Source organism: Paenibacillus sp. NN59 (assembly GCF_057597225.1).
This window is the reverse complement of the sequence record NZ_CP199678.1, coordinates 5,503,072-5,519,781: the sequence shown is the minus strand read 5'-3', so window position 1 is coordinate 5,519,781 and position 16,710 is coordinate 5,503,072. Positions and strand designations below refer to the sequence as shown.

Genomic DNA, 16,710 nt, shown 5'->3' with positions numbered 1-16,710 from the left:
TCTAACGTTAGTTTGAATGAAAAGGCACTTCCAATCGCGGAAGTGTCTTTTTAGCATAGTCATATTTTATTGAATCCCATCGATGTATCCATAACAACTCAAGTCCATATCTCCACTTTAATGTCAAATCGAAGGCTGCAGTTATGTGGTATGATGGATGCGCAGGTGAGAGTGACCTGCTTCGGATGATCGCAAGTTGTAAGCGCTTATACAAGATGACGGAAGGTGCGGATATGTTAAAACGGCTGATTCGTATTACAAATGATCTCAAATTAAAGCATAAATTGCTCATTTCCTACGTGCTTGTTGTCATGGTTCCCGTCCTGATTATTGGTCTCGCAGTGACCAGTTATTTTCGTCAGCAAGCACTGGATAATGCCATTGGGCAAACGATCATCAATGTGGATAAAATTAAAAGCCAGACGGCAACGATGCTGCGCGTACCTACAGACATATCCAACTTGCTCATGTTTAACACCGATCTCAAGGAGATCGTGAATCGACAGTATACAAGTGTGGTGGAGCTGACCTCGGCTTACCTCGCATATAAAGATTTTCAAGAATACAGGCGGTTATATCGGGAAATTGCAGGTATACGTTTTTATTCGACGAACCCGACGTTGATCAACAATCTGGAATTTATTCCGGTCAATGAGCGAACCAAGCAGAGTTACTGGTACAAGGAAGCGCTGAAAACAACGAGCATCGGCTGGTTTTATATCCCTGGCAACGAAGACAATCCGGTTCACCGGCTCAGTCTGGTACGGAAGGTTCCTTTTGCCGAATATAAGACCGAAGGTGTGCTGATGATCGTAATCAATCAGGAAGAACTTAACGGTTTGTTGCGCCAAGAGCAGTTTGAGACATTGATTACCGATGAGCAGGGTTACGTTGTTGCAGCGAAAAATACCGACCTGGTCGGGAAAACGCTGGGTCAGCTTGATTTTGGCGTAGACCTCCAGAGTCAACCTAAGGGTACCATTGAAGCTGATTTTCAGGGGGAGCCCTCGAATATTGTCATTGATGAATTGGGGCCAGGATCAAGCTTTAACAAACTGAAGGTTATCTCGGTGTTTGCGACCAAAAATATCGTGAAAGATGCCAACCAGATTAGCCAGATCGGCATGATTTTTATTACCATGGTGCTGGTGATTGCGCTGTTGCTAGTGTACATTATTTCATTCCTCACTTCGAACCGGCTACTACGCCTCAGTAAACATCTGAACAAGCTGGCTCTTGGAGACTTGAACGTCACTTCGCGTATTGACGGGAACGATGAGATCGGGCAATTATCACGTCAGTTCAACTACATGGTGAAAAGTATTAACGAACTGATGACTCAGGTGGTCGAGACAACAGAGCAGAACAACCAATTGGAAATCGCCCAAAAAGAGATTAAACTGAAAATGATGGCCAGCCAGATTAATCCTCATTTTTTGTTTAACGCACTTGAATCGATTCGCATGAAGGCTCACATCAAGGGAGAAGCAGAGATTGCGAATATTGTCAGGTTGCTTGGCAAGCTGATGCGGAAAAGCCTGGAGATTGGCAGCGGCAAAACAACGTTTCGGGCAGAACTGGAAATGGTGCGTTCCTATCTGGAGATTCAAAAGTTTCGGTATGGGGACAGGTTAGCCTTTGAGATTCATCTGGACCCTGAGGTGGAGAGGATGTATATCCCGCCTTTGATTATTCAGCCGATTGTAGAAAACGCTATTGTGCATGGACTAGAGAACAAAGAAGGAACCGTGCGGGTGCATATTCTGATTTGTATGGTGGATCGTATGGTCACAGTACAAGTGAAAGATGATGGAGCGGGCATCACGCCGGAACGACTTGCAGAAGTGATGCAGTTTGTCAGCGGTCCTGAAGAAGAGGAGAAGAGCCGGATTGGCATGCGAAATGTGCATCAGCGTTTGACTTTGACGTATGGGGAAAATGCCGGGTTACAGATTAACAGTGTGTACGGGGAAGGAACAGAGGTTTCTTTCACCTTGCCAGCAGGAGGGAACCAGCATGTATAAAGTATTGTTGGTAGACGATGAACCAAGCATTCGCGAGGGATTGACCACGATTATCGATTGGGAAAAATACAGCTTCCAGGTCATGGCTACAGCCGGAAGCGGGCGCGAGGCCATCGCCTGTTTCAACGAAATCAAGCCGGACCTGACCATTATTGATATACGGATGCCAGGCATGACTGGCCTGGAAGTCATCGAAGAGATCCGCCAGCATGAACCTGACGCACATTTTTTGATTTTGAGCGGTTATGCTGACTTTGATTATGCCAAGAAAGCAATCAGCTTCGGCGTGGATGGTTATCTGCTGAAGCCTGTTGACGAAGAAGAGATCATCGCTGAACTGGAACGAATTGCGGAACAGCTTCATCAGGAACAGGAAACGCAGGCCCGCTACGCTGGCGAAGATACGGCATACAGAGAACATCAGATTGAAGCATTGTTATATGACTCTTTACAAGGTAAGGGGAGCAAGGAAGAGGACAGTCTTGGACTGCACTGGCCACAGTATCAAGTGATTTTGCTGGAGATTCATGCAACGCTAGACCTGCAACGGGGCAATGAGATGAAACGCAAACTGATTGAAGCATTCGACCAGAAGGATAAAGGTATCGTATTTTCATATCATTCCGGCTTGGGGTTATTGATCAAAGAAGCGGTTACTCAGAATACCTCATCACAGAATCTATATGATGAATTGCAAACATTACTCGCAGAGTGGAACATTCACATGTACGCTACCGCTGGAGAACCGGTACAGTCTACTACCGAGATTGCCAGATCATACACACAGGCGAGTAGCCTTATGGCAGAACGGTTCCTGTTCACAGAGCAACGGATCAAACGCTGGGATGAAGGGCGACTGTCTCCTTCAAGTGCGGAGAGTAACGGTATGGGAGCCCAGGCAGACGGCATTCAAGAGCCTGATGAAGTTGAGCTGGCGGACAAGCTGTATTATGCCTTGGACATTCGCAGCAGTGAATCTGTTATGCGTGTGCTTGGAGAGATGGAGGAGCGACTGATTCCGTATCATTGGACGGAGCAAGCAATCAAAACGGCATTTTCGCAGGTGTTCTCGCTCGCGTTCAATAAACTTGCTGCAGCGAATCAGCACATGCAAACCATTATGCAGGATCACTCTGTGCTGATTAATGAGGTATATCATCAGTTCACGATGGCTGATCTTAAAGCGATGGCAGCGGAACATTTGCATCGTCTGATTCAGCGTATGGGCGGAGGCAGTACAGATACCGTGATGAAACAGATGATTGAGTTCATTCAGCGTAATCCCGGTGAGAATCTGAAGCTGGAGGTTCTGGCCGAGGTGTTTAACTACAACAGCAGTTATCTGGGGAAATTGTTCAAGAACCACACGGGCGAATCTTTTAACGCCTTTCTGGATAAAGTTCGAATCGAGAAAGCGAAAGCCTTGCTTGACGAAGGATTAAAGGTGCATCAGGTGGCTTCAAGAGTCGGTTATGCCAATGTGGACTATTTTCACGGTAAATTCAAAAAATACGTAGGAGAATCTCCTTCGGCGTATAAACAATCCAGATCCCAATCACACGAGAGAAACGAATCACCATGACAATGAAGATGAATAACCGGCGGTGGTGCGGGAGTTCTTCATAATATAGTCCATGTACTTCCCCGAATAAGCAATGGTATGTCCAAGCTGTACACCGTAGACTGATTGTACAAAGTACAAGAGTCCAGATGAAGGGATGGCTGCAGGATATGAATCGTACTGATTTAACAACTGTACGTCACACGATCAATTTGAACGGAACATGGCATTTTCAATTAACTGAACTGAGTGGAGAACGAAGAGAGGGAGAGAATGCTGGGACATGCATTCCCCCGCACCGGGATGATGTCTTATGGAATACGATTCAAGTTCCGGGGTCATGGGAAGAGCAAGGATACGGGGAAGCGCCGGAGTACACCAGAATCGACACGTGGACAAAAATCCGAGAGTATGAGGGGGCAGCATGGTATGCGCAGGACATCTATATTCCCTCTGATCCACAGAACGGACACTATGTATTCAGACTGAAAGGTGTACGTTGGACATCAAGGCTGTGGTTTAATGGGAACGAAGCGGGAGAAAGGGATAGTCTGCTGACGGATCAGACGTGGGATGTGACCCCTTGGGTGAAGCCTGGCGAGATGAACCGTGTAGAGATTTGGGTGGATAACACGATGAAGCTTCCACTGGCAGGCAGCCATATTCATTCTTTGCATACCGCTACGGCTTGGGGAGGTATTACAGGAGGAGCCTATTTGGAGAGGCAACCCATGCAGCGGGTACATACGGTGCGTATTGAACCTGATCCTGCTAACGGAAAGATAGCAGTTCGGTACACGGTTATTAATCCAGCTGCAGACTCAGTCGCACCGTTGCAGCTTCTAATCGATATCCAGCATCCGGATGGCTCATGGCTAAAGCGCGAGTGTTTGGATATCAATTGTACTGGGAACAGTGCAAACACTGGAAGTGATGATGATTCCTTGAATAGCAGTGTTGAGAAGGGCTGGGTTACGGGGGTATGCCAGATTGCATTGGACTCCGAGAATGCGATTGCCATGTGGAGCGATGAGAATCCCCTCTTATATCGGGCGGTAGTTCAATTGCAGGCAGACGAACAGAAGCTTGACCAGGTGGAGCAGCGGTTTGGCATGCGTTCTTTTGCATCCAGTGGAAAACAACTTGTCCTGAACGGAACACCAGTGTTTTTGCGCGGGTATGTGGACTGTTGTATCTTTCCACTTACGGGATATCCCGTTTGGGATGCACAGTACTATGTGAAACAATTTCGCATAGCCAAGTCATATGGCTTCAACCATGTTCGTTTACACGGGTGGAGTCCACCGGAACCATTCTGGGAAGCTGCCGATGAAGAGGGCATGCTTGTACAGGCAGAGCTTCCCCATTGGTCACGTTTTTTTGAACAACGGGATATGCCTGCTCCAGTTGAAATACGGACGTATCTGACACAGGAGCTGGATCGGTTGCTGGAAGCATTGCATCGTCATCCTTCGTTTGTCCTGTTCTCGCTCGGCAATGAGTTAATTGGCGCTAACGGGCATCCAGAACTGAATGCGCTTATTTCAAGAGCGAGAGATACAGATCCGTCGAGGCTATATACAGATAACACAGGCTTTGGACACCTTCCAGCTCAAGGTAGAGAGACCGATTATTTCATTCAATCATTCAACTGGCATCCCCCGCTGGAATCTGTATTGGCGGCGGTACCCGATACTACGCTGGATTATCATGCGGTTACACGGCTTGCATCACATCCGGTGATCGGGCATGAACATGCGCAATTTACGATGTATGTACGTCCGCAGGAACGAGAGAAGTATACAGGTGTCCTTCGTCCTACATGGTTAGAACCTGTCGAAGAGTCGCTTACACGTAAAGGCATGATGGCAAAGCTGGAACAATACCAGCAGGCAACGGGTATACATCTGATGCGATCTCTTAAAGAAGCAATGGAGCGAGTAAGACGTACGCCAGATGCTGCGGGCATCCAGCTGCTGGATATCCGTGATTTCCCGGGACAGGGACACGCCACCACGGGTTTTCTGGATGTCTTTTGGGAAGATAAAGGGATAACCACACCGAAAGAAGTAAAACAATTCAATGCTGAGGTAGTCATCCTTCTTGGCTCCAGAGAGCGGACATACTATGCTGGAGAACCGATTGAAATCGAAGTGCGTGTATCCCACTTTGGCAAAAGGGTGTTAAAAAATGCTTCCATTCACTGGAGAATGGTTACGGTTACGGACGAACGGATGCTGGCTGAAGGAGAATGGAGCTGCGGAGATATGCCGTGCGGTGTAGTAACATCTCTCGGGAGTATAATGGTTAACTCTCAGGCCGAAGGTGTAGTTGCGTTTCGAGTGGAGGCTGAGCTACGTTGCGACCATGTGAATGATCCGCTGCAATCCACCGTGTACTCTTCCCATCGTTTAGCAACCGTTACGATAGCCCGGAATCAGTGGCATGGTTGGTCTTTCCCACAGATGAAGATGCAAAACGAACGTTATGGAGAGATGAAACGCATCTGGAATACGGTAAAAGAACTACAGCCCCTACTCGCTGATTCTTATCATGATGCTGTAGATCATGTGAATGGCTTCCGATGGTTAAAGGAAAATCAGCATGACCTGTTGATCGTGAAGTCCTTAACCTCCAATGTACTGGATCTTCTCTTGAATGGTGGAAGAGTTTGGCTTATGCCGGGTGCAACGGATCTGTATGATCCAGTGGAAACGAAGTACCTGCCGGTGTTCTGGAATTATCTCATGTTTGCCACCCAGCCGGGGGCTACGATGGGTATGTATATGGAGAAAGAAACAGCTCTTCTCGGAGCTTTTCCGCAGGATGGAGCTTCGGACTGGCATTGGTATCATCTTGTGAATGATACGCCGGCCATATGCCTGGATACCATGCAGGGGGCTACACCGCTGATCGAGGTGGTAGATCATTTTCACCGGGCGAAACGGCTCGCTTATGCTTTTGAGGCTAGAGCAGGGAAGGGGCGTATCCTGGTATCCTCTTTTCCTTTTACCGACAGCGCCTTGATGAAGCGTCCGGAAGCTGCGTTTCTTTTTCAAGAGATGTTGTCTTATGCCCGCGGAGAGCAGTTTCATCCGGAAAGCTCCGTTACAGCCGCCGAGTTGCTAGGAGTATTCAAACTTCAACCTATTCAATTCACATTGTGATAAGACACGAATCAAGACACTAAAGGGACCTAACCAGGTCTCTTTTTTGATGTATAAAATGTAAAGTAAACGATTTCCGAAAAACGTTTTCGTATTTTAGTTAAAAAAGTTATTTTTTACTTCATATAGATTTTGTGACACTAATAAGTATTTAATATCTCTAATTTTAACGGATAAATGTCTGATTCTAGAGGGGGATATCTAATTTTTATATGATTTTCTCTAAAATCCAGATGGTATTTTGAAAACGCTCTATCGATTATGATTATTTTATAAAAACAGAGGAGGGGGAACGGAGATGGAAACGCTAACAAAGAAATCCGCTTCCGCGAAAAGAGGCAGTGACTCCCAGCCGCCATTGAAGCCAAGGCGTAACGGAGTTTGGGACAGAATGAAACAGCAGAAGTATCTTTATCTTATGTCATTGCCATTCGTCGCTTGGGTATTTGTATTTAACTATCTTCCGCTGTGGGGATGGACGATGGCTTTTCAAAACTATAAACCAGCCAGGTCGTTTGGTGAACAGGACTGGGTTGGTTTTAAACACTTTGTAGAATTGTTCAGTGATGACAGGTTCTATCTGGTGCTTCGAAATACACTTGCGATGAGTTTGATGGGACTGGTTGTCGGTTTTATCGTGCCGATTTTCTTCGCGATCCTCCTGAACGAAATGAAAGGCATGTTCTTCAAACGGGCTGTACAGACCGTATCGTACCTGCCTCACTTTGTATCCTGGGTCGTTGTTGCGGGGATTATTACCAAGATGCTGTCCACGGATGGAGGCATTATCAATGACCTGCTCATCGGTCTCAATATTATTGATCAGCCGATTCAGTTTATGGCCAAGGGAAATCTGTTCTGGTACATTGTAACCGCTTCAGATATGTGGAAGGAAACGGGCTGGAATGCGATCATCTATCTGGCGGCCATCACTGGTATTGACCAAGAACTGTATGAAGCATCCCGTGTAGACGGTGCAAACCGTTTTAGACAGATGTGGCATATCACACTGCCAGGTATCCGGACGACGATTTCTGTATTGTTCATCATGTCCATCGGACATCTGATCAGCATCGGTTTTGAGAAACAATTTTTGCTACAGAACAGTCTGGTCCTGGATTACTCCGAAGTCCTTGATCTCTATGCACTCAATTACGGTTTGAATATGGGCCGATTCTCGTACGGTACAGCGATAGGTATCTTCAACTCTGTTGTCAGTATCATCCTGTTGTTTACGGCCAACGGTTTGTTCAAAAAATTCACCAAAGAAAGCATCATGTAGGGAGGGGGAGACATTATGGCGAACAAAACATTCAATGCCACACGGGGCGATAAAGTGTTCGATATATTTAATATCCTCGCGATGACCATGGTGCTGATTGTAACACTCTATCCATTTCTTAACGTACTGGCGATCTCACTGAACAACTCAGCAGATACAGTACGCGGCGGAATTTACTTATGGCCTCGTGAATTTACATTACAGAACTATCAGACGATCTTCCAGTATGAAGGTCTGCTCCAGGGCTTGAAAATCTCCATTATGCGTACGCTTGTAGGTACACTGCTTGGACTGATCAGTTCATCCATGATCGCCTTTACGCTAAGCAGACCTGACTTCGGTCTTCGGAAATTTGTATCTACAACACTGGCGCTGACGATGTATTTCTCGGGTGGTCTGATTCCGGTATATATCCTGATGCGTGATCTGAACCTGATCGGTACATTCTGGGTATACGTATTGCCTGGTATGATCAGTGCCTGGAACGTATTTATCATCCGTTCATTCATTGACGGGTTGCCCTATGCCTTGCAGGAATCAGCGAAGCTGGACGGCGCGAATGATTTCAAAATCTATTACCGGATCATTCTACCGCTGTGTAAGCCGGTACTCGCAACGATTGCTTTGTTTCTGGCAGTAGGTCAGTGGAATGCGTGGTTCGATACGTATCTGTATAACGGCTCAAAAGCACATCTGACGACGTTGCAATACGAGTTGATGAAAGTACTGCAAAGTACACAACAAGGTTCGGGAGCCGGAAGAAATGCGAATGATATGGCACAGCAAATGACGCAAATCTCTCCAGAGTCGATCAAAATGGCGATTACAATCGTCGTTACCGTTCCAATTTTGATTGTGTATCCATTCCTGCAAAAGTATTTTGTTGGCGGAATGACGCTTGGAGCGGTAAAAGCATAGACCTGTGATCCGATGTAAAGACTGGCTTAATAATGGATTGTACACCTATAATAAAGTACTTATACAAGAAGCTCGGGATATCCGAACTGCTGCCGTAACGGCTTGATTTTCAGCTACTGCGGCAGAGGATACTCATGAAGCTATAGAGAGGAACAGAACAGTTCCGTATAAGACAGACGTATGAATAGGGAGGATTACCATTATGTCCAGTTTCAAAATGAAGGTCGCACTGGCGCCTGTTCTGGCTTTACTTGTGCTTACAGCCTGTGATGGAGGCGTTGGCGGTAAAACGTCACTTACGAATACGAGCGGAGCGCCATCTCCACTTACGTTCGATTTTTTCAGTGTTGATCCGAGTCCGAACTGGAATGGCATGAAGGATGAAGTGGGCAAGGTCATTACAGCTAAAACAGGCATCACCCTGAACGGTGAATTTGCCGTTAGCGGGGGACAGGATAGGATTTCATTAATGGCAGCAAGCCGAGACTATCCAGATATCGTTTCTCCCAAGGGGGAACTTAGCAAGCTGGTTGATGCTGGAGCGATGCTCGACCTGACAGACCTGATTGAACAACACGCTCCCAACCTGAAGAAGCTATATGGTAATTCCATGAATCGGTTGAAATATAGCAACGAGGATCAGTCTATTTATGTATTGCCGACGTATTATGCGGTGGATCAGAAGTATTTTGACGCCGGCGGTGGATTCGGTATTCAGCATCGTGTGCTCAAAGAGCTGGGATACCCCAAGGTTCGTACACTCCAGGATTATGAAAATATATTGCGAGCTTACAGCGAAAAACACCCCATGACGGATGGTCAGCCGACCATTCCGTTAACGCTGGATGCTGACAACTGGAGAATCATGATCACCGTTACGAATCCTGCGTTTCTGGCGACAGGCGCGCCGGATGACGGCGAATACTACATTGATCCGATTACCTATGAAGCGAAGCTACATTATAAGCGCCCAGAGGAAAAGGAGTACTTCCGATGGTTGAACCATATGTATAACGAAGGTTTGCTGGATCAGGAAAGCTTTGTACAAAAGTCAGATCAGTATAAATCCAAGATTGCGAGTGGACGCGTACTGGGCCTGATCGATCAGGATTGGGGATATGCCGACGCTGAGGACGCATTGAAATCGGCGGGCAGAGCGGAGGCAACCTATTCACATTTTCCGGTGACGTTGTCCGAAGACATGAAGGATCATTCTTTTCAAGACACGGGATTTGTATCAGGCTGGGGAATTGGTATAACGACTTCTAACCCTGATCCGGTGCGTACCATCAAGTTCTTTGATTATTTGGCTTCCGAGGAGGGTCAGATCTTGATGAACTGGGGCATTCAAGGCAAGCACTACGAAATCAAGGATGGCAAACGTGTAATTCCCGCAGAAGTCCAGGATCAAAAAACAAACCATGCTTCTGCTTTCCAGAGAGAGTCTGGCATTGGACTATATAAAAATATGTCTGGACGTTACGGGGATGGTGTAAAAGACTCGACTGATAATTATTATACGACGAATTTTCCTGAGCAAATTCAGGCTTCATATACCCAGGCGGAGAAAGAGACCCTACGGGCATATGGTGCATCCACTTGGAAGGACCTGTTTCCAAAGGAAGAGGAATTCCCGGTTAAACCTTGGGGAGCAGCTTATAACATGCCTACACCCGGAGACTCGGATTATAATGTCATTTTCCAGAAAACACAGGATATCATTCGCAAACGGATTCCCAAAGCTGTTTTAAGTTCGCCGGATCAATTTGATGCCATTTATGATGGCTTGATCGTTGAACTAAACCAGGCAGGAGCAGAAAAAATGGAAAAACAATATACCATTTTAATTCAAAATCGCGTTCGTTTGTGGAACGCTGATTAGTGTTGGAGTAGTACAGACTTGTCTGTTTCAAAAATGGAAACAAACCCGGAATATCGGGTTTGTTTTATACAGAAAACGTTTTAGTGAAACCGTTTTAGGTTTTTAAAATTAGCTATTGACAAGGGAATTCTTAGATATTATGATTCAACTGTGAAAGCACTTACAAAAACTTGTACGCTGTTGGATAGACTCAAACGTTAGTACTAAATTGAGTGAACGTGTGATTCATCAAAGCTCAGCTAGGTCAGATTCTCATCCCCACAGACGGGGGGAAAGTAAGCGCTTTTAATGTCACCTGAATCTGAGAAAGCATTTGATTCACCCGGATATGGTATGAGCAGGCGTGTCCTGTTGTACAAATACACAGCTTCATTTTATCCAAAGGGGGATTATACATGAAGGGCAGAACACCAAAAACATTTGCAATGCTTTTGTTAGCGAGCGCTCTTGCGATCACAGCAGGATGCGGAACTAGCGGAGGGAAATCAGCTGAAGAAAAACCGGTGGATACGGGGGATACAACCACGCCAATCACCTTTACATTCTTCGGAGCCGATGCAAGTCCGAACTGGAATAACATGAAGGATGCTGTTGGGCAAGAGATTACGAAGGCAACCGGTGTTACGCTTGAAGCTGAGTTTGACGTGAATAACGGTGGAGACCAGAAAATTCCGCTGATGGCTGCTAGTGGTGATTACCCTGATATTATCTATCCTAAAGGAAACCTGTCGAAGCTGGTGGATGCAGGTGCCATGCTTGATCTAACCGACCTGATTGAGGAACATGCACCTAACCTGAAAAAAATCTATGGTGACCAGATGAACCGTCTAAAATATAGCAATGAAGATCAGAAAATTTATACGATTCCAACGAATATGGGTGTAGGTAACGTCGCATTCGATGCTACCGGCGGATTCGAGATTCAGCAGAAAGTGTTGAAAGAGCTGGGTTATCCCGAAGTGAAAACCCTTGAAGATTATGAAAACGTGCTACGCACTTATTATGAGAAACATCCAACCATTGATGGTCAGCCTACGATTCCGCTCACGCTGAATGCGGATGACTGGAAGATTATGATTACGGTTACAAACCCGGCCTTTCAAGCAACGGGTGGACCAGACGATGGTGAATATTATATTGATCCAGAGACGTATGAAGCAAAGCTGCACTACAAACGTCCAGAGGAAAAGGAATACTTCCGCTGGCTGAACAAAATGTACAACGAAGGTCTTTTGGATAAAGATACGTTTGTTCAGAAGGATGACCAGTATAAGTCCAAAATCGCCAGTGGCCGCGTACTGGGTCTGATCGACCAGGAGTGGAACTATGGCGAGGCTGAGAATGCGCTCAAATCCAAAAACAACGGCGAGAGCACATATGCTCACTTCTCCGTGTCCCTGAACAAAGACATCGTAGATCATACGTTCCAGCCAACCGGTTTTGACGGTTACGGCATTGGTATTACAACGTCTGCGAAAGATCCGGTTCGTATCATCAAGTTTATGGATTGGCTTGCTTCTGACGAAGGCCAGGTGCTCCGGTACTGGGGTGTTGAGAACCAGCACTACAAAGTAGAGAATGGAAAACGCATCGTACCAGATGATGTGCAGGATCGTAAAACTAACGATAACTCCGCGTTCACAAAAGAGTCTGGAGTCGGAATGTATAACATCTTTAGTGCCAGATATGGTGACGGTATGAAAGATTCCACAGATAACTACTACACAACGAACTTCCCTGAACAGATTCAGGCTGGATATACGGCAGCTGAGAAAGAAACGTTGAAAGCGTATGGCATTACAACATGGAAAGATTTCTTCCCATCTGAGGATAAGTTGAAACTAAAGGATTGGGGTGCAGCATATAACATGCCGGTGCCTTCCGATACCGAATACAACGTGACTTTCCAGAAAACACAGGATATCATCCGCAAACGTATTCCAGAAGCGATCTTGGCGAAACCGGATCAATTCGACAGTGTGTATGACGGGCTGCTGGCTGAACTGGATAAAGCAGGCGCAGTGGAGATGGAAAAACAATATACCGTCTGGATCAAGGATCGTGTATCCCTCTGGACAGGTAAAGATGTGAAATAAGTTTTAGCATGACAAATGCATTGAAGGAAAATTTTAATTATATTTTTCAAGATTAAGCAGCTTGGCTCAAATAAGAAGTGGTATTCACAGGCACCAAGCCTGTTATACAGATAAAACCTTCATAAATAGGGGAGATAGACAAATGAGAGGCAAAATGAAAGGCAGAATGACAGGTAAGACACCCAAGACGTTTGCGATGTTAATGTTGGCTAGTGCAATGTTGGTTACAGCTGGATGCGGTAACTCCGGTAGCAAAGAGACTACCGAATCCAGTGGTACCGACCCGATTACGATCTCGTTCTTTGGCGCAGATCCAAGTCCAACCTGGAACAACATGCAGGATGCCGTTGGTAAAGAGATCACGAAGCAAACCGGCGTTACGATTGAGGCTGAGTATGATGTCAACAATGGCGGTGACCAGAAGGTTGCGCTGATGGCAGCAAGCGGCGACTATCCAGACATGATTTTCCCAAAAGGAAACTTATCGAAGCTGGTGGATGCAGGTGCAATGATTGACCTCACCGATCTGATCGAGGAGCATGCTCCTAACCTGAAAAAAATCTATGGTGATCAGATGAATCGTCTGAAATACAGCACCGAAGATCAGGCGATCTATACCATCCCGACCAACATGGGGGTAGACAACGTTGTTTTTGACGCTACAGGCGGATTCGAAATCCAGCAAAAGGTATTGAAAGAACTGGGTTACCCTGAAGTAAAAACACTTGAAGATTATGAAAATGTACTACGTGCCTATTATGAAAAACATCCTACCATCGACGGACAGCCAACGATTCCACTGACGCTGAATGCCGATGACTGGAAAATCATGATCACGGTTACGAATCCGGCCTTCCAGGCAACGGGTGCACCGGATGATGGAGAGTATTACATCAATCCTGAGACATATGAAGCGATGCTTCATTACAAACGTCCAGAGGAGAAAGAATACTTCCGCTGGTTGAACAAAATGTACAACGAAGGTCTTCTAGACAAAGATACATTTGTGCAAAAGGATGACCAGTACAAGTCCAAAATCGCTAGCGGCCGTGTTCTGGGTCTGATTGATCAGGAGTGGAACTATGGTGAAGCTGAGAATGCGCTCAAATCCGCAGGTAAGGATGACAGCACGTATGCTCACTTCTCCGTCTCGCTGAACAAGGACATTGTAGACCACACGTTCCAGCCAACCGGTTTTGACGGTTACGGTATCGGAATCACGACGTCTGCCAAAGATCCGGTCCGCATCATCAAGTTTATGGATTGGCTCGCATCCGATGAAGGTCAAGTCCTGAGAAACTGGGGCATTGAAAATGAGCATTACAAAGTAGAGGATGGCAAACGTGTCGTTCCGCAAGATATTCAGGATCGCAAAGTAAACGATAACTCCGCATTCACCAAAGAAACAGGTATTGGCATGTACAACATTTTCAGTGCCAGATACGGTGATGGTGTGAAGGATGCAACGGACAATTATTACACGACCAACTTCCCTGAGCAGATTCAGGCTGGATACACAGCGGCTGAGAAGGAAACGTTGAAAGCTTATGGTATTAATACTTGGAAGGATTTCTATCCTGCTGAAGATGATCTGAAGCTGAAAGAGTGGGGGGCAGCGTACAATATGCCCGTACCTTCCGGTACAGATTACAGTGTGAAATTCCAGAAAACACAGGATATCGTGCGCAAACGTATTCCGGAAGCTGTTCTGACTTCACCAGCGAACTTCGATGCAACCTATGATGCATTCCTGGCTGAACTGGATAAAGCCGGTGCAGTAGAAATGGAGAAACAATACACGGAATGGATCAAAGATCGTGTATCCCTGTGGACGGGTAAAGACGTTAAATAATAAGAGTTCATCTTAGAGTTCATCTTTATCCAGTTTCGAATCGGAGTAATAGGAAAAGGCCCTCATTGTGAGGGCTTTTTTCTGTAGTAGTATCTTTTGAGAATTCTGTAACGAGAATCATTGACGACATTTTTGAAATCGCATATAATCCTCTTATTGTAAGCACTTCCAGTCAACATAATGGATGAATTTTAAGTTTTGCATGTTTACACCATTGAAACTTTTTTATTTTCGCAATTTCGAAAACGTTTTAGGAAACCAGTTTCGCTAACTCCCTATTTCAAAAAAAGAAAAAAATAGGTGTTAAGCGAGATTGAATCATGCCTCACATGCACTAACCTATTACTAATGAATGGCGTGGGATACACGATCCGTACGTCATCTGAAATGGAGGAGTTAATTATGACGATTTTTCAATTTCCGCAAGATTTCCGCTGGGGAACCGCAACCGCATCCTATCAGATTGAGGGGGCTGCACAAGAGGGAGGGCGTGGAGTATCCATCTGGGATACATTCGCACGTACTCCTGGTAAAGTGTTTAACGGTGATAATGGTGATGTTGCGTGTGACAGTTACCACCGTTATGAAGAAGATATTGCACTGATGAAAAAGCTTGGTATTAACACGTATCGTTTCTCTATTGCGTGGCCACGCATTATTCCAGATGGGGATGGAGAGATCAACCGTGAAGGTCTGGATTTCTATCATCGTTTTGTAGATGCTCTGTTAGATGCTGGTATTGAACCGTTCCTTACACTGTACCACTGGGATTTACCACAGACGCTGGAGGATGACGGGGGCTGGGGAAACCGCAGAACGGTGGATGCATTTGTTAAATATGCTGAAGTGATCTTCAAAGAATTTTCAGGCAAGATCAACTTCTGGTTAACCTTCAATGAACCATGGTGTATTGCCTTCCTGTCCAATATGCTTGGCATTCATGCGCCGGGTAATAAAGATGTGCAAACGGCTATTAATGTGGCTCATGGTCTGCTCGTGGCACACGGCAAAGCTGTACAGTCTTTCCGCCGTATGGGCATTACGGGTCAGATCGGTATCGCTCCGAATGTATGCTGGGCTGAGCCATATAGTAAGTCTGCTGAGGATCAGGCAGCGTGTGACCGCTCTATCGCGCTGAATACAGACTGGTTCCTTGATCCAATCTATAAAGGCTCCTATCCTCAGTTTCTGGTGGATTGGTTTGCAGAAGCAGGAGCAACTGTACCGATTCAAGATGGAGATATGGAAATTATCTCAGAGCCGATTGACTTGCTTGGCATTAACTACTATACGATGGGCATTAACCGTCATAATCCTGAAGCGGGTGTGCTTCAGTCGGAAGAAATGAACATGGGATTAATTAAAACAGACATCGGCTGGCCTGTGGAATCACGCGGTTTGTATGAATTCATGCATTACCTGCAAAAGTACGGTAACGTGGATGTATATATTACAGAGAATGGTGCATGTATTAACGATGATCTGGAAAATGGTAAAATTAACGACGATCGCCGCATTTCGTATTATGAGCAGCATTTGGCTCAGATCCACCGCATCATCAATGACGGCATCAACCTGAAAGGGTATATGGCCTGGTCACTGATGGATAATTATGAATGGGCTGAAGGTTACCGGATGCGCTTTGGTTTGGTGCATGTTGATTTTCGTTCACTTGTGAGAACGCCTAAGGAGAGCTTTTATTGGTATCAGAACGTGATTAGAAATAATTGGCTTGAGATCCGGAATTAAACTTTGAACGAATGTCTCTTTAACAAAAATTATTTTTTCTACTATTATATAGGCGGTTCTGTCGGACTTCTAAGGCAGACCGTCTTTTTCTTATTCTAACGATCTCAGATGAGCTTATTTGAGCGAAATAGAGCCTTCTGAAATTGTAACGATCTCCACAAAGCTTATTTCAACAAAAA

The 16,710-nt window shown here is 45.6% G+C and carries 9 protein-coding genes; all 9 read left to right on the top strand.

Features of this window, described 5'->3' with window-relative positions:
- Window positions 1–233: 233 nt before the first annotated feature.
- The gene (locus ACT89M_RS24175) at window positions 234–2,024 is read left to right on the top strand and encodes a cache domain-containing sensor histidine kinase (protein ID WP_154891770.1); all 1,791 of its coding nucleotides are present in this window, start codon (window positions 234–236) and stop codon (window positions 2,022–2,024) included.
- On the top strand, window positions 2,017–3,606 hold the full coding sequence (locus ACT89M_RS24170; RefSeq protein ID WP_186809836.1) for a response regulator transcription factor: 1,590 nt from the start codon (window positions 2,017–2,019) through the stop codon (window positions 3,604–3,606). Before ACT89M_RS24175 ends, ACT89M_RS24170 begins: the two co-directional genes overlap by 8 nt.
- Before the next feature lie 149 nt (window positions 3,607–3,755).
- Complete coding sequence (locus ACT89M_RS24165; protein ID WP_308723207.1) at window positions 3,756–6,752, top strand: glycoside hydrolase family 2 protein; 2,997 nt, start codon at window positions 3,756–3,758, stop codon at window positions 6,750–6,752.
- A 298-nt stretch (window positions 6,753–7,050) separates the two neighbouring features.
- A complete protein-coding gene (locus tag ACT89M_RS24160) occupies window positions 7,051–8,034 on the top strand; it encodes an ABC transporter permease (RefSeq protein ID WP_145334795.1) in 984 nt (327 codons plus the stop codon).
- A gap of 15 nt (window positions 8,035–8,049) precedes the next feature.
- The gene (locus tag ACT89M_RS24155) at window positions 8,050–8,952 is read left to right on the top strand and encodes a carbohydrate ABC transporter permease (protein WP_090924952.1); all 903 of its coding nucleotides are present in this window, start codon (window positions 8,050–8,052) and stop codon (window positions 8,950–8,952) included.
- Between the two features lie 202 nt (window positions 8,953–9,154).
- Window positions 9,155–10,834, top strand: a complete 1,680-nt coding sequence (locus ACT89M_RS24150) for an ABC transporter substrate-binding protein (protein WP_341181271.1) — start codon at window positions 9,155–9,157, stop codon at window positions 10,832–10,834.
- A 395-nt stretch (window positions 10,835–11,229) separates the two neighbouring features.
- Window positions 11,230–12,930, top strand: coding sequence for an ABC transporter substrate-binding protein (locus tag ACT89M_RS24145; protein ID WP_154891745.1), 1,701 nt, complete (start codon window positions 11,230–11,232; stop codon window positions 12,928–12,930).
- A gap of 166 nt (window positions 12,931–13,096) precedes the next feature.
- Entirely contained in the window at window positions 13,097–14,782 is a 1,686-nt protein-coding gene (locus ACT89M_RS24140) for an ABC transporter substrate-binding protein (protein ID WP_090924964.1), read from the top strand.
- 402 nt (window positions 14,783–15,184) lie between these two features.
- On the top strand, window positions 15,185–16,531 hold the full coding sequence (locus ACT89M_RS24135) for a GH1 family beta-glucosidase (protein ID WP_154985110.1): 1,347 nt from the start codon (window positions 15,185–15,187) through the stop codon (window positions 16,529–16,531).
- Window positions 16,532–16,710: the final 179 nt, after the last annotated feature.